Source organism: Aeromicrobium phragmitis (genome assembly GCF_003674095.1).
Lineage (GTDB): Bacteria > Actinomycetota > Actinomycetes > Propionibacteriales > Nocardioidaceae > Aeromicrobium > Aeromicrobium phragmitis.
Map to the genome: position 1 here is coordinate 122,975 of NZ_RDBF01000012.1, position 18,827 is coordinate 141,801.

The window sequence follows — 18,827 nt, forward strand, 5'->3', positions numbered from 1 at the left end:
TGCGGAGGGTGCGAAGGCGGTTGCGGGACGCGCTCGCCGGCCCGGCTGCGGACGGCGCCCGTGGCCCCACGAAGCGGGACGTCGCGCTGGTCGTCGTCCTCACCGTGGCCGCGGTCCTCGAGGCCGCGCTGCGACCCGATCTCGCGTGGCCGCTGGCGACCGCCCTGGTGGTCATCGCCCTGGTGGCGACGCTGCCCGGGCGGCGGCAGCGACCCCTCGTCGTGGTCTCGGCGACCACGCTGCTCAGCGCGGCCTTCGCGATCGCGCAGGTGCTGACCGGTACCCCGCCGAACGGGTTGGTGACGATGTTCGCCGTCCTCCTTGCCCCGTACGCCCTCTTTCGCTGGGGGACGGGCAGCGACCGATTCTTCGGTGGAGGTGTCCTCGCGGCGGGTCTCGTCCTGTCAGTCGTACTCGGCGGAGAAGGGATCGAGGGGGCCGTCGCCGGGGTGGTGCTGGTGGGAGGAGCGGGCCTCATCGGCGCGTTCCGACGTGAGCGATCCGACTCCCGCACTCGCGAGATCGACGCCGTGCGGGCTGCGGAGCGGGAGGCGCTCGCCCGCGACCTCCACGACACGGTCGCGCACCATGTCTCGGCCATCGCCATTCGCGCCCAGGCTGCCGCGACCCGTCCCCACGATGCATCGCACGTCGCGGCATCACTCGGAGTCATCGAGCGCGAGGCACGGGCGGTGCTTGCCGAGATGCGTTCCCTCGTGCGGGCGTTGCGTGCGCCGGCAGGCTTCGCGCCCTCGCCGGGCCTCCCCGAACTCACCGCACTCGCCGAGCCCGGACCGCCGCGGGTCCGGGTGCGCGTCGATGAACCGACGAGTATGCCCGACATCGTCGCCTCGACCTTCTTCCGGATCGCTCAAGAGGGGGTCACGAACGCTCGCCGTCATGCACGCGACGTCACCACGATCGACGTCACCGTCGTCGCCACGGCCGATGCTGCCCACCTGGTCGTGCGCGATGACGGCACCGGTTCGCGCTCCACCGGCGGGGGCGGTCATGGCCTGCGCGGCGTATCCGAACGCGCCGCGCTCCTCGGCGGGGAGGTGGCGGCAGGACCCGACCACGACGGGGGCTGGACGCTCAGCGCGCGGATACCGACCGCCGGTGAGCGATGATGCGCGTTCTCGTCGCTGACGATCAAGAACCTGTCCGAGCCGGGCTGCGGATGTTGCTCGAGTCTCAGCCCGGAATCGACGTGGTGGGGGAAGCCGCCGACGGCGTCGCCGCGGTTCAGCTGGCCCGGCGGCTGCGGCCCGACGTCGCTCTCCTCGACATCCGGATGCCCCGGCTCGACGGTATCGAGGCCACCGCTCTGCTGGCGGGTGCGGGCGTTCCCGATCCGGTCGCCGTCGTCGTCATCACGACCTTCGATCTCGATGAATACGTGCATGCTGCGTTGCGAGCCGGCGCGAAGGGTTTCCTCCTCAAAGACGCCGGACCTCATCTGGTCGGTGAGGCGGTCCGAGCCGCGGCCTCCGGCGATGCGCTGATCTCGCCGAAGATCACCGCGCGACTGATCGCCGAGTTCACGCCTGCGTCACCGCGGCCACGCTCGCCCGTCGTGCCGCTGACCCAGCGGGAGGAGCAGGTGCTCGCGTTGTTGGCCTCCGGTTTGACCAACGACGAGATCGGTGAACGGCTCTTCCTCTCCCGGGGCACCATCAAGACGCACATCGGCGGCATCCTCACCAAGCTCGGAGTGCGGAACCGAGTGGAGGCCGCGATGTGGGCGTACGAATCGGGTCGCGTGCGCGGCCGCTGACGGTCAGCTCGACGCCACGATCTGGTCGAGTCGCTGGCGCGATCGCGGCGTCAGCAGAGCCAGCGCGAGCATGCCGGCCGCCGTCATGCAGCCGAGGATGATCGCCACATAGGCACCGTGCAAGGACGAGTCCAGCGGGGCCGCCAGTCCGCCGATCACGCCGACCGCGTAGAGCCCGATCCTCGCGGCACGGTGCAGTCGCAGCGCGGCTGCGAACGGTACGACCCACAGGAGGTACCAGAGGTGGACGACCGGGCTGAGCAGGACCATCAGGCCGGCCACGGCAGCCGTCGCGGCCAGGGCCCGCTCACGAGAGCCGGTCGGCCAGCGCAGCGCCACCCAGGCGGCGAAGGCGAGCGCGCCGACCATCCCGACGGTCCGCAGCGTGTCGCGGAAGGCCGCGTCGGGGAGGTCGAGAAGCCGGCCCGCCGTCGCGTCGAGCGCGCCGCCGAGCACCGTGGGCACCGAGAGCGGAGTGTTCACGGTCCCGGGGACGCTGAGTGCATCGATCCAGCCGACGCCGAGCCCGCCGACGACGCCGAGGACCACCAGAGTTCCCACCGAGACGAACGCGGTGCCCGCGAGTCGGCGTACTCGAGTGCTCCAGGGCGCTCCCGCGGCGAGTGTCACGAGCGCCACGCCGATGCAGACCATGCCGCCGGGGAGTTTGACCGCTGCGGCGAGCCCGCCGAGCACGGCCCCGTACCACCAGCCGCGTTCGACGGCGACGACGAGCGCGGCGGCCATGAGACCGGCCATCAGCAGGTCGTTGTGCAGACCACCCACGCCGTTCGCGAGCATGAGCGGTGAGGCGAGGACGGCGGCGCTGGATAGTGCCGGGCTCGTCCCCGCCCACGTGGCGAACCGCGGCAATGCCCAGGCCAGGAGCACGAGGCCGACGAGGGCCACGAGGCGGTGCGCGATGACCAACTGCCAAGGTCCGGTCACCACGGCGGCGAACGCCGCTCCGGCCAGCAACGGGAGGGGACCGTACGGCGTGAGCGTGGCCATCCACCGGGGATCGACCGCTTCGAGGATCGGACCGGACAGGACGTTCGGCCCGAATCGATACGGCGACGCGCCGACGTGGGTCATCACGGCTTGGGCCGCATAGGACCAGCCGTCGCGGGAGAACAGCGGCGGAGCGATGAGCAGCGGCAGGGTCCAGACGATGGACGCCGTCCGGGCAGCGCGGACCCCGCTAAGCGAATCGGTGGCGTGCGCGACGGCGCGGCACAACGACAGCCAGGCCGTCGCCAGCAGGCCGAGTCCCGCGAGGACGACCACGAGCCCCGCCATCCGCCCGGGCAACTGGCTGCGGAGAGCGGCGAGTGGTTCGAGATCCAGCAGGGGCGTGGACCCGGGCAGTGGTGAGACCACGAGTCCGCCGAGCAGGACGAGGCACGATCCGACGAAGCCACGGGCGAGCATCCCAGGACGCTACGGCGCGGCGGCGACCCCCGGGCAACGCGCGGGTGACGAGGTGCTGAGCGTGTGGCGACGACTCAGATCTGCCGCTCGCGGTCGGCCCAGAACGGCTTGCGGAGGTCGCGCTTGAGGATCTTCCCCGAGGGGTTGCGGGGCAGCGCGTCGACGATGTCGACCGACTTCGGCGTCTTATAGCCGGCCAGCCGTTCACGCGCGAAGGAGATGATCTCCTCCTCGGTCGCCGACTGCTCGGGTGCGAGCGCGACGATCGCCTTGACGGCCTCGCCCCACACGTCGTCGGGAACGCCGATGACGGCGACTTCGGCGATCGCGGGGTGTTCGGTGAGGACCCGCTCGACCTCGGGCGAGTACACGTTCTCGCCGCCGGTGATGATCATGTCCTTCGCCCGATCCTCGACGTAGACGAAGCCGTACTCGTCCAGCCGACCGACGTCCCCGGTGCGCAGCCATCCGTCCTCGGCGAACAGGGCGGCCGTGGCCTCCGGCTTGCCGAGGTAACCGATCGTCGATTGCTCGGTGCGGAACCACAGTTCTCCCGGCTCGCCCGGCGGGACGTCGCGGCCGGTCACCGTGTCGACGACGCGGACCTCGGCATGCGCGACGGGCTTGCCCGCCGACAGCAGCCGCTCCGGATGGTCCGGATCGCGGTGGTCGGCGTCGTCGAGCATCGTGATGACGCCGCCGAACTCGGTCAGCCCGTACACCTGGTGGAAGCGCGTGGTGGGCCAGTGCTCGATCGCGCCGCGCAGGATCGGCAACGGCATGGGTGCCGCGCCGTAGACGAAGTGCTTGAGGCCGCGGAACAGCGCCATGACGTCCGGGCCGGCCTGCAGCAGTCCTGCCACCACCGCCGGAACGAGGAAGACGTGGGTGACGCCGGCCTGCGCGGCCGCCAGCAGTGCGCCGGGCTCCACCTCCCGGACGATGTAGCCCGTGGTGCCGGTGGCGATGCCGAACAGCGAGTAGGACGAACCGCCGACGTGGAACATCGGCATCGCGATGAGCATCATGTCGTGCGCATGGTCGTACTCGATCTCGCCCATCGCATTGCGGGTGTGGGCGAGCAGGTTGCGTTGCGTCAACTGCACGCCCTTGGGGCGCCCCGTGGTGCCGGAGCTGTACATCACGACGACGGTGTCCTCCGCGAGGGCGTCGGGCTGTTTGCCGAGAGGCTCCCCGTCGTCGACCCAGCGGTCGAACTCGTCGTCGGGGCCGCCGACCACGATGACGCGCTCGACCCCTGGGAGTTTATCGCGGATGAGGGCGACGGAGTCGGCGAGCTCGTGACCGACGAAGACGATGCGCGCCCCGGAGTCGTTGATTGTGTAGTCGAGCTCGTCGCCGGCCAGGCGCCAATTGACGATCGCGACCGACGAACCGATGAGGGCTCCGCCGAGGAGGACCTGGAGGATCGCCGGATTGTTCTTGTCCACGAACGCGACACGGTCGCCGTGCCGCACGCCGGATGCCATCAGCGCTCCGGCGGTCTTCTGTACGTCGCGCCAGGCCTCACGCCACGTCCACGTGCGATCGCCATAGATCCAACAGCGGTCCTCGGGCCGCTGGAGGGCGTGATGCTCGAGGAAATCGGGCAGCACGGTGGCGGGCGGCAGCGGGAACGTCATAAGAGCCTCCGTATTCGTGTGATATGGGTCACGACCCTACTGCTGCTGTGGAGGAGGCGGAAGGGAATTACCCAGACTTCTCGACGAGCTGAGCCAGGCGTTCGAGTGTCGCCTGCATGGCGCGCCGCGTGCGTTCGGGCATGAAGCTGTGCCGAAGCAGGGTCCGCTGTCTGTCCTGACCGATGTCCCAGCTCTCCCGCACATGGGTGCCGCCCTCGACCGGCATGAGTTCGTACTTCCAGACGCGTCCGCCGATCACGCCGCCGAGCGCCGTCGTCTTCCACGCGATCGTGCTGCCGGGCTCGAAGGCCACGACCTCGTTGACCGTCGTGTACGGCACGCCCCACTTCATCGACATCCCGAATCGCGATCCGAGGCGCAGCGGGCGCGAGTCGCCCTTGACCCCGTGAACCGTCCCCGAGCCGTCGAACGCCGAATGGCGGCCCGCGTCGGCGAGCAGGGCGAAGATCGTCTCAGGCGGTGCGGCGATGACGCGCTCGACGCTCACGATGTTCCCGTCCATGCCTCATCTGACCACGTTGTCGGCACAGCCGCGACCTCGTAGGTGGGGCAGGCTGTGCGCGACCCCTACACTGGTGAACGTGCCCCGCGGAGACGGTCGCTTGACCCACGACATCGATCCCCACGACGTCGGCCCCCAGGATGCCTGCGGTGTCTTCGGTGTGTGGGCCCCCGGCGAGGAAGTCGCCAAACTCACCTACTTCGGGCTGTACGCGTTGCAGCACCGTGGGCAGGAGTCGGCGGGGATCGCGGTCAGTAACAGCCGCCAGATTCTCGTGTACAAGGACATGGGCCTGGTGTCCCAGGTCTTCGACGAGGCCACGCTGGAATCCCTCGTCGGCGAGGTTGCCATCGGCCACGCCCGGTACTCCACCACGGGTGCGAGCGTGTGGCACAACGCGCAGCCCACGTTCCGTCCGACGGCGAGCGGCTCGGTGGCGCTCGGACACAACGGCAATCTCACCAACACTCACGAGCTCGTCGAGCTGCTGGACGAGCGGCTCGAGGCGCTGGGGCAGCGTTCCAAGGAGACCGCCACGAGCGACACCGCGGTGATGGCGAGCCTGCTCGCGTCCTATCCGGACCGGTCGGTCGAGGAGGCGGCGCTGGAGGTCCTTCCGCGCCTGCGGGGAGCGTTCTCGCTCGTCTTCATGGACGAGCACACGCTGTACGCGGCGCGCGACCCCCAGGGCATCCGTCCGCTGGTGCTGGGCCGGCTCGACAGCGGTTGGGTCATCGCGAGCGAGACCGCAGCCCTCGACATCGTCGGCGCGTCCTACATCCGCGAGATCGAACCGGGCGAGTTCGTCGCGATCGACGAGAACGGCGTCCGGAGCGAGCGCTTCGCCGAGGCTGCGCCGAAGGGCTGCATCTTCGAGTACGTCTACCTGGCCCGCCCCGACACCACGATCGCCGACCAGCGCGTGTTCAGCGTGCGCTCGGACATCGGCCGCAAGCTGGCCCGCTCCGCGCCGGTGGACGCCGACCTCGTCATCCCGGTGCCCGAGTCGGGCACGCCGGCGGCGATCGGCTACGCCGAGGAGAGCGGTATCCCGTTCGGGCACGGCCTCGTCAAGAACTCCTACGTCGGCCGCACCTTCATCCAGCCCTCGCAGACGATCCGCCAGCTCGGCATCCGGCTGAAGCTCAACCCGCTGCGCGACGTCATCGCAGGCAAGCGGCTCGTGGTCGTCGACGACTCGATCGTGCGCGGCAACACCCAGCGGGCCCTCGTGCGGATGTTGCGCGAGTTCGGCGCCGCGGAGGTGCACGTGCGCATCTCCAGCCCACCGGTCAAGTGGCCGTGCTTCTACGGCATCGACTTCGCGTCGCGCGCCGAGCTCATCGCCAACGGTGCGTCCGTCGACGAGATCCGCCGCTCGATCGGCGCGGACTCCCTCGCCTACGTCGAGCTGGACGATCTCGTCGAGGCCACCAACGTGCCCAAGGACAATCTCTGCCGCGCGTGTTTCGACGGCATCTATCCGGTGGCGCTGCCCGAGGACGACCTCATCGGCAAGCATCTGCTCGAGAACCCCGACACGACCCAGCTGAAGGTGCTCCCGTCATGACCTCCTACGCCGACGCCGGCGTCTCCGTCGCCGAGGGCGATCGCGCCGTCGAGCTCATGAAGCAGTGGGTGGCCAAGGCCACCCGGCCCGAGGTCCTGGGCGGTATCGGCGGCTTCGCCGGACTGTTCGACGCCTCCGAACTTCAGCACTACGACCGTCCGCTCCTTGCCTCGTCCGCCGACGGTGTCGGCACCAAGGTCGCCATCGCGCAGCGCATGGACAAGCACGACACGATCGGCTTCGACCTCGTGGGCATGCTCGTCGACGACCTCGTCGTCTGCGGCGCGGAGCCGTTGTTCCTCACCGACTACATCGCCTGCGGCAAGGTCGTGCCCGAGCGCATCGCCGACATCGTCAAGGGCATCGCCATGGCGTGCGCCGAAACGGGCACCGCGCTGATCGGTGGCGAGACTGCCGAGCACCCGGGCCTCTTGGGCCCTGACGAGTACGACGTCGCCGGCTCGACGACCGGTGTCGTCGAAGCCGAGCGGCTGCTGGGCGCCGAGCGAGTGCGGCCCGGCGACGTCGTCGTGGGCATGGCCTCCTCGGGGTTGCACTCCAACGGCTATTCGCTCGTCCGCAAGGTCTTCTTCGACGTCGCCGGATGGGAACTCGACCGCGAGGTTCCCGAGTTCGGTCGCACGCTCGGTGAGGAGTTGCTGACGCCTACGCGCCTGTACACCAAGCCGTGTCTCGCGCTCGCCGACGAGGTCGAGGTTCACGCGATGAGCCACATCACCGGGGGAGGCCTCGCCGCCAACCTCGCTCGTGTCGTCCCCGAGACGGTCTCGGTCCGGCTGGACCGCACGTCCTGGACGCCGCCTGCGGTGTTCTCGGTCGTCGGCGAGCTCGGCGGCATCGCCCAGGCTGACCTCGACGAGGCGCTCAACATGGGCGTCGGCATGGTCGCGGTCGTGTCGCCCGAGGCCGCCGATGAGGCGATCGCGCTGCTCGCGAGCCACGAGGTCCGCGCATGGCACCTCGGCGAGGTCGCCGACGCCGGCGTCTTCGGTCCGGGAGGCGCCGTCACTTTCGCCTGAGAATCTCGCCTTGTACGCGCCGGGAGTGCCCCGGTGCGACAATTCTTGTCGACATTGGCTAGGGTAGAGCCACGACTTATTGACTATTCCTGTGCGAGGGGGTCGAGCCTCATGGGCCGCGGCCGTGCGAAAGCCAAGCAGACGAAGGTTGCACGCGATCTCAAGTACCGTACCTTCGATCCGGACTTCGACGATCTGCAACGCGAACTCCACGGAGAATCGGGCGATCCGATTCCCGATCAGTACGCCGACCTAGCCAAGCAGTACGAGGACCCGGCGGCGTCCTGACGCCGCCGGCCTCGCCTCGTCTCACAGTCGGATCTGACTCAGCCGGCCGATCTGCGCCATGCGCTCCTCGGCCAGGCGATCAGCCGCTACCGACGGGGGCACGTGCTGGCTCGCGGCCTGCTCCAACACTGCAGCCGTGGTGTCGAAGATGCGCGTGGCGCGGGTCTTCGCCCGGTCGAAGTCGAAGCCCTCGAGCTCGTCGGCGACCTGGATGACGCCGCCGGCGTTGACGCAGTAATCGGGCGCGTAGACGATGCCGCGTTCGGCGAGCAGTTTCTCCACTCCTTCGTGAGCGAGCTGATTGTTGGCGGCTCCGCACACGATGCGGGCGGTCAGCACGGCCACGGTGTCGTCGTCGAGGGCGCCACCCAAGGCGCACGGCGCGTAGATGTCGATCGGTTCACTGATGAGTGCCTCGGTTGAGGGCGCCACGGTGACGCCGGGGTAGAGGTCGCGCAAGGCGGCGACGGCCTCGGCGTTCACGTCGGTGACGACGACGCGCGCGTCCTCTTCGACGAGGTGGCGCACGAGGTGGCGGCCGACCTTGCCGACGCCGGCCACGCCGACCGTGCGTCCGGCGAGCCTGGTATCGCCCCACACGTGCTGTGCGCTAGCGCGCATGCCCTGGTAGACGCCGTAGGCAGTCAGCACCGAGGAGTCGCCGGCGCCGCCGTGCTCGACGGTGCGCCCCGTGACGTAGCGGGACTCGCGGGCGACGATGTCCATGTCGGCGCTGAAGGTGCCGACATCGCAGGCGGTGTAGTAGCGCCCCCGCAGTGATTCGACGAAGCGCCCATAGGCCCGCAGGAGGGCCTCGCTCTTGATCCGGCGCGGATCGCCGATGATGACCGCCTTGCCGCCGCCCAGATCGAGACCGGCGAGCGAGTTCTTGTACGCCATGCCCTGGCTGAGGTTGAGGACGTCGGCGAGGGCGTCGGACTCGCTCGCATACGGGTAGAACCGGGTGCCGCCGAGTGCGGGCCCGAGGGCCGTGGAGTAGATGGCGATGATCGCCTTGAGGCCGCTGGCCTCGTCGTGACAGAAGACGACTTGCTCGTGGTGGGTGCCGAAGGCTGAGACGGTGGTCATGCGCGGTGTTCTCCTTGTCGTGCGCGGTCACTGGGGTGGTGCGACCACGGGATGCCCGCGGGGTGTAGCGGGCCTACCAGTGATCTTAGTCACTTTGCGCCGAGAGGTCGCGCGCGCCGGGCCGCCCTATCGTGGCGCACAGGAAAGGACGTGATCGACATGGCCGGATTCGCCAAGCGCATCCGTGACGGGGCCGACACGTTGCGCGACCAACTCCGTACGCAGCGCAACGGCGTCGCGAGTCGACTGCCTGGTCCGGGAGGGCCGGCGACGAGAGCGGCCGAGACCGCCGGAAAGCAGATCGGCGGCGTGCGCAAGAGGGTCGAGCAGCTCCTCTCGGGAAAGAAGGGCTCCTCGCGACCGGGCTTCGCGCCGCCCTTCGAGCCGTCGCCGCCGACGCCGACCGAAGCGACGCCGCTGTCGGCTCCGCATGACGACGCGGAGCGGCCTCCGCAGGGGGTCGCCGAGAGTGAGCCGCTCGTCAGTGAGATGCCCGAGCCCGTCCCCGATCTCACGGCCGCTCCGAGCGCCCCGAAGCCGGTCGCGGAGCCGTCCGGCGTCGCACCCGTCGGCAAGACCGAGGGCGCGCTGGAGGAGCTGACCGTCGCACAGCTGCGGGCACGCGCCAAGGACGCCGGGATCTCGGGTTACTCCTCGATGACCAAGGCGAAGCTCATCGCAGCGCTGCGGGAGACGTGAGCGACTCGCTCAGCGGCCGAGGGCACTCGGCCACCAGAATCGCTTGCCGCACAGGCGGACCAGTGCCGGCGTGACGATACTGCGCACCACCACGGCGTCCAACAGCACGCCCACCCCGACGATGACGCCGAGCTGGGCGAGGAGGACGAGGGGGAGGACGCCGAGCACCGCGAACACGGCGGCGAGCAGGACACCGGCGCTCGTGATGACGCCGCCGGTCACGGCGAGGGCGGTGACGATCGATTCGGTGGCGTCACGGGTCGCCCGCATCTCCTCGCGTGCTCGCGCGGTGAGGAAGATGTTGTAGTCGACGCCCAGTGCCACCAGGAAGATGAACGCCAGCAAGGGTGTGCTGACGTCCGTCGCGGTCCAACCGATGACGTGATCGAACAGCAGCCATCCGAGGCCGAGGGCGGACAGGTAGGACAACACGGTCGTGCCGGCGAGCAGGACGGCGGCCACGAGCGAACGCAGCAGGATCAGCAGCATCGCGAGCACGATGGCGAGCACGATCGGAATCACGAGTTGGCGATCATGGGCGGCGGTGTCGCGTTCGTCGAGTGCTTCGGCGTCGGTGCCGCCGACGAGTGCATCCGGGTCGGCCTCGTCGATCGCCGAGCGCACCTCGCCGATGGTGGCGATCGCCTCGTCGCTCTCCGGTTCCGCGGCGAGGACGACGGTGACTTCGGCGACCGAGTCGGAGGCGCCGGCCGGTGTCGCCCGGTCGACACCCTTGACGCCGTTCGCGGCCTCGACCACGGCGTCGACGCGCTCGGGGGTCGTGGCGATCCGGGTCGGCGAGGAGGTTCCGGCCGCGAACGCGTCGCTCAACGTCTCCTGGGCTTGGATGGATTCGGGAGTGTCCAGGAACTGCTCGCTCTGCCCCAGCCCCGTGCGCAGGCTCAGCGTCCCCGCAGCCATGGCGATGAGCAGTGCGAGGCTGGTGACGAGCACCGGCCAGGGGCGACTGGTCACGGCGCGGCCCACGCCGTGCCACCAGCCCCGGTGGCGGGGGTCCTCATCGCCGTAGCGGGGAACGAAGGGCCAGAACAGCCACCGGCCGGGAAGCGACATCGCCGCGGGAAGCACGACGAGGGCGAAGACGACCGCGACGACGATGCCGATCGCTCCCGCCATGCCGATCCGGCTGACGAAGGGGGAGTCGGCGATGAGCAGCGCGAGCAGGCCTAAGACGACGGTCCCTGAACTCGACAGGATGGCCGGTGCCGCGGCCCCGACGGCGAACCGCATGGCATCGTGCCGCGATGCGTGCCGACGCAGTTCCTCGCGGTAGCGCGCGATCAGCAGGAGGGCGTAGTTGGTCCCGGCGCCGAACACCAGCACCGAGGTGATGCCGGTGATCGAGCCGTCGATGGGGAAGTCCGCCCACGCGGAGAAGGCCTCGAGGACTTTGGCCGCGACGCGATCACCGACGCCGATGACGGCGAGCGGGACGAGCCACAGCCAGGGACTCCGATAGGTGACGATCAGCAGGAGGGCCACGACCGAGGCGGTCACCAGCAACAAGCGCGTGTCGGCGCCACTGAAGACCTCACCGAGATCCGCGAAGACGGCGGGGGCGCCCGTCACCTGGGCGGTGAGACCGCGGGGCAGGTCACTGCTCGCCGCCTCGCGGATGGTGTCGACGATCTGCGAGTTCTCGTCACTCGTCAGCCCTGATTCGACGGGCAACGTCACGAGGGCCACGTCGCCGGCCTCCGACGGAATGGGCGGGCTCGCTTGAACCCCCAGCTCCTGTGCGAGGTCCTGGGCGCGTTGCGCGATCGTGCCGAGGTCTGCCTCGGTGAGCGCCCCGTCCTCGCGAGAGAAGACGATGAACGCCGGCGCCTCGTCCGCGTCCGGAAGCGACTGCAGCGCCTCGATGGCGAGGGCGGACTCGGCGTCATCGGGGAGATTCGATCCTGCTTCGGAGCCCGTGGTCGGCTCCGGCGCGAACGCGATCACCAGCCCGCTCACGAGTACGCCCAGGACGAGGATCAGCACCGAGCGACCGCGCCCCACGAGACGGGCGAGCGGAAAGTTATTCGTTCGATGATCGAAGGATTCCACGGTGAAAGACTAGGCTGGTGCCGATGAACGCGCACCCTCAGGCCGTTGACCCGCGCCGCTACGACGTCGTCCGACTCGTCCAGGAGCTCACCACGGCGTCGCTGCGCTTCACTGATCGAGCGGGCGCCGTGCGGGGCCTCCACCGGTCGGACTTGAATGCGCTGCAGGCGCTCGCGAAGGCGCGCGACGAGGGACGCTCGGGACTGAGCGCGAAACAGCTCGCCGAGGCCCTGACCCTCAGCCCCTCGGCGACCACCACCTTGCTGGATCGACTCGAGCGCGCCGGGCACGTCACGCGAGGACTCGACGCCGACGATCGGCGCCGGGTCACGATCTCGATGACGGAATCGGCGGGGGCAGAGGCGCGTGCGATGTTCGGCCCGCTGGCCGCCGCCATGATGGAGATGATGAGCGGCTTCGACGACGAGGAGATCGAGGTCGTCGCGCGCTTCCTGCGTGCGGCGACCGACATCGTCGACCAGATGGAACGCTGAGGCTCAGTGCTCCGTAGTGCGCAGCGGTGCGAGGGCACTGCTCCAGGCGACCAGCTGATCGAGCAGGGCCGCCAGGGTATCGCCGTGCTGGTCCTGAGGCAGGAACGTCGACGAGTCCTCGAAGTCGGCGTCGAGGTCGAGCATGACCTGCTGGCGGATGTCGGCCAGCTGGAGTTCGGCCGCGATGAGTCGCAAGTGCTCCACGGCGCGTACGCCTCCCGCCGAACCGTAGGACACGAACCCGACCGCCTTGTCGTTCCACTCCGCGTAGACGTAGTCGAGGGCGTTCTTGAGAGCGGCTGAGGTGCCGTGGTTGTACTCGGGCGTCACCATCACGAAGCCGTCGCAGGCGTCGATGGTTGCCGCCCATTCGCGGGTGTGAGCGTTCTGATACTCGCCGAGCGAGGGAGGTACCGGCTCGTCCAGCAGCGGGAGGTCATGCTCGGCGATGTCGATCAGCCGGTAGTGCGCGTCGTCACGTCGGGTGGCGGTGTCGAGGACCCAGCCGGCGACCTGTTCGCCGACGCGTCCGGGGCGGGTGCTGCCGAGGATGATGCCGATCTCCAGCACGGATGCTCCTAGCGGATCGAGTGCAGGGCACTGTTCACGATAGGGCGAAACGGCGGCGACGGCCGGGGTCGACTCCCCCGAGCGCTCCGCTGCGCTCCGAGCAGGGGGTGCCCCCAGGCTTCGCCGGTTCTCCCAGAAGCTGGCCACGAGGATGCGGGACGCTCCTTCGTCGCTGCCGCCGCATATGGGGTGGCCAGGGCCGGGGTCGAACCGGCGACCTTCCGCTTTTCAGGCGGACGCTCGTACCAACTGAGCTACCTGGCCGATACCCGTCGGCCGAAGCGACGAGCGACGTTCACTGTAGCGCACCCGTCAATCACGGCCGACCGTGGGGATCGTCAGAGAACGGTCACGGCGTCCTCGTAGGCGAGCCGGGGGAGGCGATCGAACCAGGGGCTCTCGCCGGGCTTGCCGATGTTCATCACGACCACCGAGTGGAGGTTGGTGCCGGCGAAGAACTCGGCGTCGACGGCGTCGTGGTCGAAGCCGTTCATCGGTCCGGCGGCGAGCCCGACGGCACGCACGGCCATGATCAGGTAGGCCACCTGCAGGCCGGCGTTGAACTCCGCGACGCGCCGGCGTGACTCGAGGTCGCCGAACCAGTTCTTCGACTCCGGGGCGTGCGGGAAGACCTCGGGCATGCGCTCGTTGAAATCCGCGTCAGCGGCGAGGATCGCGACGACGGGCGCCGTGGCGGTCTTGTGGCGGTTGCCCTCCGACATCAAGGGCAGCAGGCGCTGCTTCGACTCGTCCGTGGTCAAGAAGACGGTCCGCAGGGGCTGGCTGTTGGCGGCGGTGGGGCCGAACTTCGCGATCTCGTAGATCTCCCGCAGCGTCTCTGCGGGAACCGGTTCGTCGATGAACGAGTTCGCGGTGCGTCCCTCGCGGAACAGCGTGTCCAGGGCCTGCTCGTCAAGTCGGGTCAGGTGATCCAAAGTCGCAGAAGTCATACAAGTTTCAACTATTCTCCGGTCTCCGGCATTCCACGCCGGGTGATGACCTGGGTCACAACCGACCACATGGCAAGACCCTAAGGTTAGCCTCGCTTTAGTTAGGCTACCTTTACTTTTACTGGAACTGGTGCGGTCGTCCTACTCGTGGCCGCGTTCATCGAAGAGAGGCACTTGCGTGAACACCCCCCACCTTCGCGTGCGGAGCAGGTCTCCGTTGCTCGTCTTGCTCGCCTTGCTGATGACCGTCGTCAGCGGTCTCGCCCTCCCGAGCATTGCCACCGCCGCTCCGCCCCAGGGGACCGTCGCGGGCGCGACCCTCGACTGGGGGATCAAGGAGTCCTTCCGTCGGTACGTGACCGGCCCGATCGCCCACGGGTCGACGACACTGCTCGGCACGACCACGGGGACGTACACCTGGGTGGGCGGCACCGGTGAGGCTGCGACCGACGGAAGCGCCGCAGACGTGAGCTTCGGGGCCGGCAACGGGGTCCACTTCCGCGGCCACCCGATGAACGGCGTCGACGCGCTCGATCTGGCGTTCACCAACCCGCGCGTCCACGTGACATCGTCGGGTGCTGCCGACCTGTATCTCGACGTGCAGGGCCGTGAGTTCGCCGGTACCACCGAGGTCGGCGAGACCTTCACGCTCAGCGGCGTCCACTTCGCCACGGTGGCCCTCCCGGCGGCCACCGTCGAGGGCTCCACCATCACGTGGGCGAACGCACCCACCACCCTGACCGAGGCCGGCGCCCAAGCGTTCGGCGGCTTCTACCCGGCCGGAACCGCCCTCGATCCGTTGACGCTGAGCGTCCCGATCAGTGCGCCGGCGACCGCGACGACGACATCGCTGAACGCCTCGACCGACAGCGCCGAGGCCGGGGAGACCGTGACGTTGACCGCGGCGGTCGCGCCGGCCGAGGCTGCAGGAGCGGTCGCGTTCAGCACCGACGCCGGGCCGCTCGCCGCCCCCGTGGCCGTCCACGACGGGACGGCCGTGTTGACCACCGATGCCCTGCCCGAGGGCACGAACGTCATCAGCGCCACCTTCACCCCCGCGGACGCAGCTGCCTTCCTCGCGTCGACGTCCGCACCTGTCACGGTGACTGTGGAGCCGATTCAGACCGACCCCGACCCGGTCTGGGAGCCGCAGATCTCGGTCTTCCTCGCCGACGGCGTGACACCCGTGGGCGACCGGGAGGTGTTCGCCGGGGACACCCTGGTCGTGAAGGGCGCAGGTTTCGATCCCGCCGCCAACGTCGGAGGTCGGGGCGTTCCCATCCCGAACACCCTGCCGCAAGGGACGTACGCGGTGTTCGGCCACTTCGCTCAGGACTGGCGCCCCTCGGAGGGAGCCGCGGCGACGGCCCGCAAGACCGGGTCGCAGGGCTGGGTGCTCACCGAGGACACGGTCGAGCAGATCCCGCCGATGTTCCAGCAGGCCGTGCGCGAGCAGTGGGTGCCGTTGTCCGGCGAGGGCGAGTTCACCTGGACCGTGAAGCTGGCTGCGCCGAAGGAGACCGTCGACGGTGGCCGGTACGGCATCTACACCTATCCCGGCGGCGGAGTGAAGAACGCCGACCAGGAGCTCGCCGTCCCGCTCAATTACCAGGGCAAGCGTCCGCCCTCCGTCGCCGTGACCGACGGCGACGACGCGGTCAGCACGGTGAAGGCCGGCGACACGATCCGCTTCGCGGCATCGGACCTGGACCCAGGCCAGAGCGTACGGTTCGAGGTGCACTCCGATCCCCTCGTCGTGGGCACCGTCGCGGCCAGCGACGCCGGCGCTGCTGACGTGGAGTGGACTGTTCCGGCCAGCTTCCCGGCGGGCCAGCACGAGGTGCGCGTCTTGGCGGCCGATGAGTCAGCTGCCGCGGAGCCCCTCGCGCGGCAGTCGTTCACCGTGCTGGCGGTCGATCGCTGCCTGCAGCTCGGCGCCGAGCTCCGGTGGGGCGTGCGGGCGAGCTTCCGTCAGTACCTGGCAGGCCCGATCGCGCACGGCTCGACCACGCTGCTGGGGGCGACCACCCAGGCGTCGGACGGCCGATTCGTGTGGTCGACCGGTGCGGGTAAGGCCGACACCGAGGGACGTGACGTGGACGTCGCCTTCGGTGAGGGCCACGGCGTCCACTTCCGCGGCCACGCTATGCCCGGCGGTCACGCGCTGGATCTGGCGTTCACCAACCCCCGGGTCGTGGTGACCTCCGCGACCACCGCGCAGCTGCGGCTCGACGTGAAGGGCCGCGAGTTCGTGGATACCTCGAGCGTCGGAACGACATTCGAACGCAGCGACGTGCACTTCGCGGATCTGGCGCTGAGCGCTCCGTCGGTGTCCGGGACCACCCGCACCTGGTCCGACGCGGTCGCGACGCTCACTGCGGACGGTGCCGCCGCGTTCGGTGGGTTCTACCGGCCCGGCGAGGAGCTCGATCCCGTCACGTTCAGCGTGACCACGCGGGGCGAGGTGAACTGCGACGACATCACCGGTCCGACCACCGGGCGCGGTGAGACGCCCACCCCGTCCAACGGAAACGCCGGCGACGGCGGCCAGGTCGCGCCCGTGGCAACCTCGGCTCCCGCTGGCGCCTCGCAGAAGTGCGTGGCTCGGCGCGCGACCGGCGGCAGCCTCGACTGGGGGCTGAAGGAGTCGTTCCGCACCTACGTGGAGGGCCCCATCGCCAAGGGCAGCTTCTCCGGCGGGAGCTTCTCGGCGACCGGCGGGGCGATCAACCCGGACGCCTCCGGAATCGGTCGGGCGAACTTCTCCGGAACGCTTTCGGCGACCGGGCACGACGGCAAGTTGAACTTCTCGCTCAGCAACCCGAGCGTGCAGATCACCGGCCCGACCTCGGCAGTGCTGTATGCGCAGGTGAAGGCGACCAACACCAAGGGTGAGTCGGCTGTGAACGGCACGGTGGCGTTCGCCAACCTGTCCTTCAACCGGCTCGCGGTCGACGAGAACTCTCTCTCCGTCTCGGGGGCGTCGGCAACGTTGACCGGTTCCGGGGCGCAGGCGTTCGCCGGGTTCTACGCGGCGGGCACGCCGCTCGACCCGGTGTCGTTCAGCGTGTCGCTCGGCGGTGAGGTGCCGTGCGACTCCAGCACCGACCCCAGCCTGCCCAAGACCGGCGCGGACGTGGACGCCAGCATGCTCGCCTTGGCCGCCCTCACAATGCTCGCCGGCGCCGCCGTCCTGGCCCGTCGTCGTCGCGTCCTGGTGCACGACTGACCGAACCCGTTGAGTGTGACGTTTGGCAGCAGAACAGCCGGTTTTCGCCTGTCAAACGTCACACTCAACGCGAACGAAAGGACATCGATATGAGCTTCGTTGCACGCACGGTCCTCATCGCGTTAGTGGCCGTGGGCGGGCTCGCCGGCGGGACCAGCGCAGCTACGGCCGAGCCCAGCGCGGGCCGATGCGAGATCACCGGCGGAAGCCTCACCTGGGGAGTGAAGGAGAGCTTCCGCGCCTACATCTCGGGCACCATCGCGAACGGCGGGTGGGAGGTCAGCGACGGCGCTTCCTACGAGACGCCGACGTTCGGCTGGTCGCCGGCGACCGGTTCGATCGATCGCGACACGGGCGCGGGATCGGTGTCGTTCACCGGGACGGTCAGGTTCACCGGGCACGACGGCATCCTCGACATGACCCTCGCGAACCCGACCGTCGAGTTCGCCGAGGACGGTCACGCGACCTTGCTGCTCGATACGCGGGGCACCGACACCTCCGGCGAGGTCGCGGTCGACGTCACCCAGCAGCCGGTCGCGGACCTCGGCGTCATCGGTCCGGTCGATCCGACGAGCGGCACCATGACGTTCACGGACGTGCCGGTCGCGCTCTCGGAGGCCGGCGCTCCGGCGTTCGCGGACTTCTACCAGCCGGGTGAGGCGCTCGATCCACTCACGCTGGTCGTCGAGGTCGCGCCGTGCGGGGGCGAGGAACCGGGCGACGCGGCACAGGATGCCGATGCGACACCGGCTGCGGTGGAGGAGGACGAAGGTGACTCCTCGTCGACGCCGTGGTTGCCGATCGGTCTCGGCGCCGGGGCGGCGGCCGTCGCGGGAGGAGCGGGAACGGCGCTGTACGTACGCAAGCGCTCGTCCTAGACGGGTTGGTGGTCGTTCGGCGACCGACGTGTCGATGCCGGGTGGCGTGGGCTGGTCTCGATACGCGGCTCGCAGGGCTCGCCGCTACTCGACCACCTTTTACTTGGTGGTGGGGTAGGTGGTCGTTCAGCGACCGGCGTGTCGAGGTCGGGTGGCGTGGGCTGGTCTCGATACGCGGCTCGCAGGGCTCGCCGCTACTCGACCACCTACTACTCGCCGGTCGAGTAGGTGGTCGTTCGGCGACCGGTGTATTGAGGTCGGGTGGTGTGAGGTGTGGTCTCGATGCGCGGCTCGCAGGGCTCGCCACTACTCGACCACCTTTTACTTGGTGGTCGGGTAGGAGTCGTTCGGCGACCGGTGTATTGAGGTCGGGTGGTGTGAGGTGTGGTCTCGATGCGCGGCTCGCAGGGCTCGCCGCTACTCGACCACCTTTTACTTGGTGGTCGGGTAGGAGTCGTTCGGCGACCGGTGTATTGAGGTCGGGTGGCGTGGGCTGGTCTCGATACGCGGCTCGCAGGGCTCGCCGCTACTCGACCACCTATTACTCGCCGGTCGAGTAGGAGGTCGCTCAGCGAC

Annotated in this window: 16 protein-coding genes and 1 tRNA gene; 9 read left to right on the forward strand and 8 right to left on the reverse strand. The window is 69.4% G+C overall.

Annotation, left to right across the window (positions count from 1 at the left end; genetic code table 11):
- The first annotated feature begins 8 nt into the window (after positions 1-8).
- Together D9V41_RS14215 and D9V41_RS14220 are read left to right on the forward strand one after the other, a co-directional pair.
- Entirely contained in the window at positions 9-1,130 is a 1,122-nt protein-coding gene (locus D9V41_RS14215; RefSeq protein ID WP_166376055.1) for a sensor histidine kinase, read from the forward strand.
- A complete protein-coding gene (locus D9V41_RS14220) occupies positions 1,127-1,777 on the forward strand; it encodes a response regulator (protein ID WP_121795242.1) in 651 nt (216 codons plus the stop codon). The genes D9V41_RS14215 and D9V41_RS14220 overlap by 4 nt, the downstream gene beginning before the upstream one ends.
- Before the next feature lie 3 nt (positions 1,778-1,780).
- Here the strand turns inward: D9V41_RS14220 and mptB are convergent, their stop codons facing one another.
- The 3 genes from mptB to D9V41_RS14235 form a co-directional block, all read right to left on the reverse strand.
- Positions 1,781-3,208, reverse strand: a complete 1,428-nt coding sequence (mptB, locus tag D9V41_RS14225) for a polyprenol phosphomannose-dependent alpha 1,6 mannosyltransferase MptB (protein ID WP_121795243.1) — start codon at positions 3,206-3,208, stop codon at positions 1,781-1,783.
- Positions 3,209-3,282: 74 nt separating this feature from the next.
- Positions 3,283-4,851 (reverse strand): long-chain-fatty-acid--CoA ligase, encoded by a 1,569-nt coding sequence (locus D9V41_RS14230; RefSeq protein ID WP_121795244.1) that lies wholly within the window; start codon positions 4,849-4,851, stop codon positions 3,283-3,285.
- Between the two features lie 67 nt (positions 4,852-4,918).
- Complete coding sequence (locus D9V41_RS14235; RefSeq protein ID WP_243697285.1) at positions 4,919-5,359, reverse strand: SRPBCC family protein; 441 nt, start codon at positions 5,357-5,359, stop codon at positions 4,919-4,921.
- A gap of 94 nt (positions 5,360-5,453) precedes the next feature.
- Here D9V41_RS14235 and purF point away from each other — a divergent pair, with 94 nt between their 5' ends.
- From purF to D9V41_RS14250, 3 genes are all read left to right on the forward strand, one after another.
- Positions 5,454-6,944 (forward strand): amidophosphoribosyltransferase, encoded by a 1,491-nt coding sequence (purF, locus tag D9V41_RS14240; protein ID WP_121795266.1) that lies wholly within the window; start codon positions 5,454-5,456, stop codon positions 6,942-6,944.
- On the forward strand, positions 6,941-7,984 hold the full coding sequence (purM, locus tag D9V41_RS14245; protein ID WP_121795246.1) for a phosphoribosylformylglycinamidine cyclo-ligase: 1,044 nt from the start codon (positions 6,941-6,943) through the stop codon (positions 7,982-7,984). Before purF ends, purM begins: the two co-directional genes overlap by 4 nt.
- A gap of 111 nt (positions 7,985-8,095) precedes the next feature.
- Complete coding sequence (locus tag D9V41_RS14250; protein ID WP_121795247.1) at positions 8,096-8,272, forward strand: DUF3073 domain-containing protein; 177 nt, start codon at positions 8,096-8,098, stop codon at positions 8,270-8,272.
- A 21-nt stretch (positions 8,273-8,293) separates the two neighbouring features.
- Here D9V41_RS14250 and D9V41_RS14255 read toward each other — a convergent pair whose 3' ends face one another.
- The gene (locus D9V41_RS14255) at positions 8,294-9,361 is read right to left on the reverse strand and encodes a Glu/Leu/Phe/Val dehydrogenase dimerization domain-containing protein (protein ID WP_121795248.1); all 1,068 of its coding nucleotides are present in this window, start codon (positions 9,359-9,361) and stop codon (positions 8,294-8,296) included.
- Between the two features lie 159 nt (positions 9,362-9,520).
- Between D9V41_RS14255 and D9V41_RS14260 the strand changes: the two genes are divergently transcribed.
- Positions 9,521-10,060, forward strand: a complete 540-nt coding sequence (locus D9V41_RS14260) for a Rho termination factor N-terminal domain-containing protein (RefSeq protein ID WP_121795267.1) — start codon at positions 9,521-9,523, stop codon at positions 10,058-10,060.
- Positions 10,061-10,069: 9 nt separating this feature from the next.
- Here the strand turns inward: D9V41_RS14260 and D9V41_RS14265 are convergent, their stop codons facing one another.
- On the reverse strand, positions 10,070-12,130 hold the full coding sequence (locus D9V41_RS14265) for an MMPL family transporter (RefSeq protein WP_121795249.1): 2,061 nt from the start codon (positions 12,128-12,130) through the stop codon (positions 10,070-10,072).
- Between the two features lie 23 nt (positions 12,131-12,153).
- On the opposite strand from D9V41_RS14265, the gene D9V41_RS14270 reads away from it, so the two are divergent.
- A complete protein-coding gene (locus tag D9V41_RS14270; protein ID WP_121795250.1) occupies positions 12,154-12,624 on the forward strand; it encodes a MarR family winged helix-turn-helix transcriptional regulator in 471 nt (156 codons plus the stop codon).
- 3 nt (positions 12,625-12,627) lie between these two features.
- On the opposite strand, the gene D9V41_RS14275 is transcribed toward D9V41_RS14270, so the two are convergent.
- From D9V41_RS14275 to D9V41_RS14285, 3 genes are all read right to left on the reverse strand, one after another.
- Entirely contained in the window at positions 12,628-13,194 is a 567-nt protein-coding gene (locus tag D9V41_RS14275) for an NADPH-dependent FMN reductase (RefSeq protein WP_121795251.1), read from the reverse strand.
- A 190-nt stretch (positions 13,195-13,384) separates the two neighbouring features.
- Positions 13,385-13,458, reverse strand: a tRNA-Phe gene (locus D9V41_RS14280).
- Positions 13,459-13,532: 74 nt separating this feature from the next.
- A complete protein-coding gene (locus tag D9V41_RS14285; RefSeq protein ID WP_121795252.1) occupies positions 13,533-14,144 on the reverse strand; it encodes a malonic semialdehyde reductase in 612 nt (203 codons plus the stop codon).
- 178 nt (positions 14,145-14,322) lie between these two features.
- Between D9V41_RS14285 and D9V41_RS14290 the strand changes: the two genes are divergently transcribed.
- Both D9V41_RS14290 and D9V41_RS14295 read left to right on the forward strand, forming a co-directional pair.
- Entirely contained in the window at positions 14,323-17,373 is a 3,051-nt protein-coding gene (locus tag D9V41_RS14290; RefSeq protein ID WP_133434204.1) for an HtaA domain-containing protein, read from the forward strand.
- 89 nt (positions 17,374-17,462) lie between these two features.
- The gene (locus tag D9V41_RS14295) at positions 17,463-18,251 is read left to right on the forward strand and encodes an HtaA domain-containing protein (protein ID WP_121795254.1); all 789 of its coding nucleotides are present in this window, start codon (positions 17,463-17,465) and stop codon (positions 18,249-18,251) included.
- Positions 18,252-18,827: the final 576 nt, after the last annotated feature.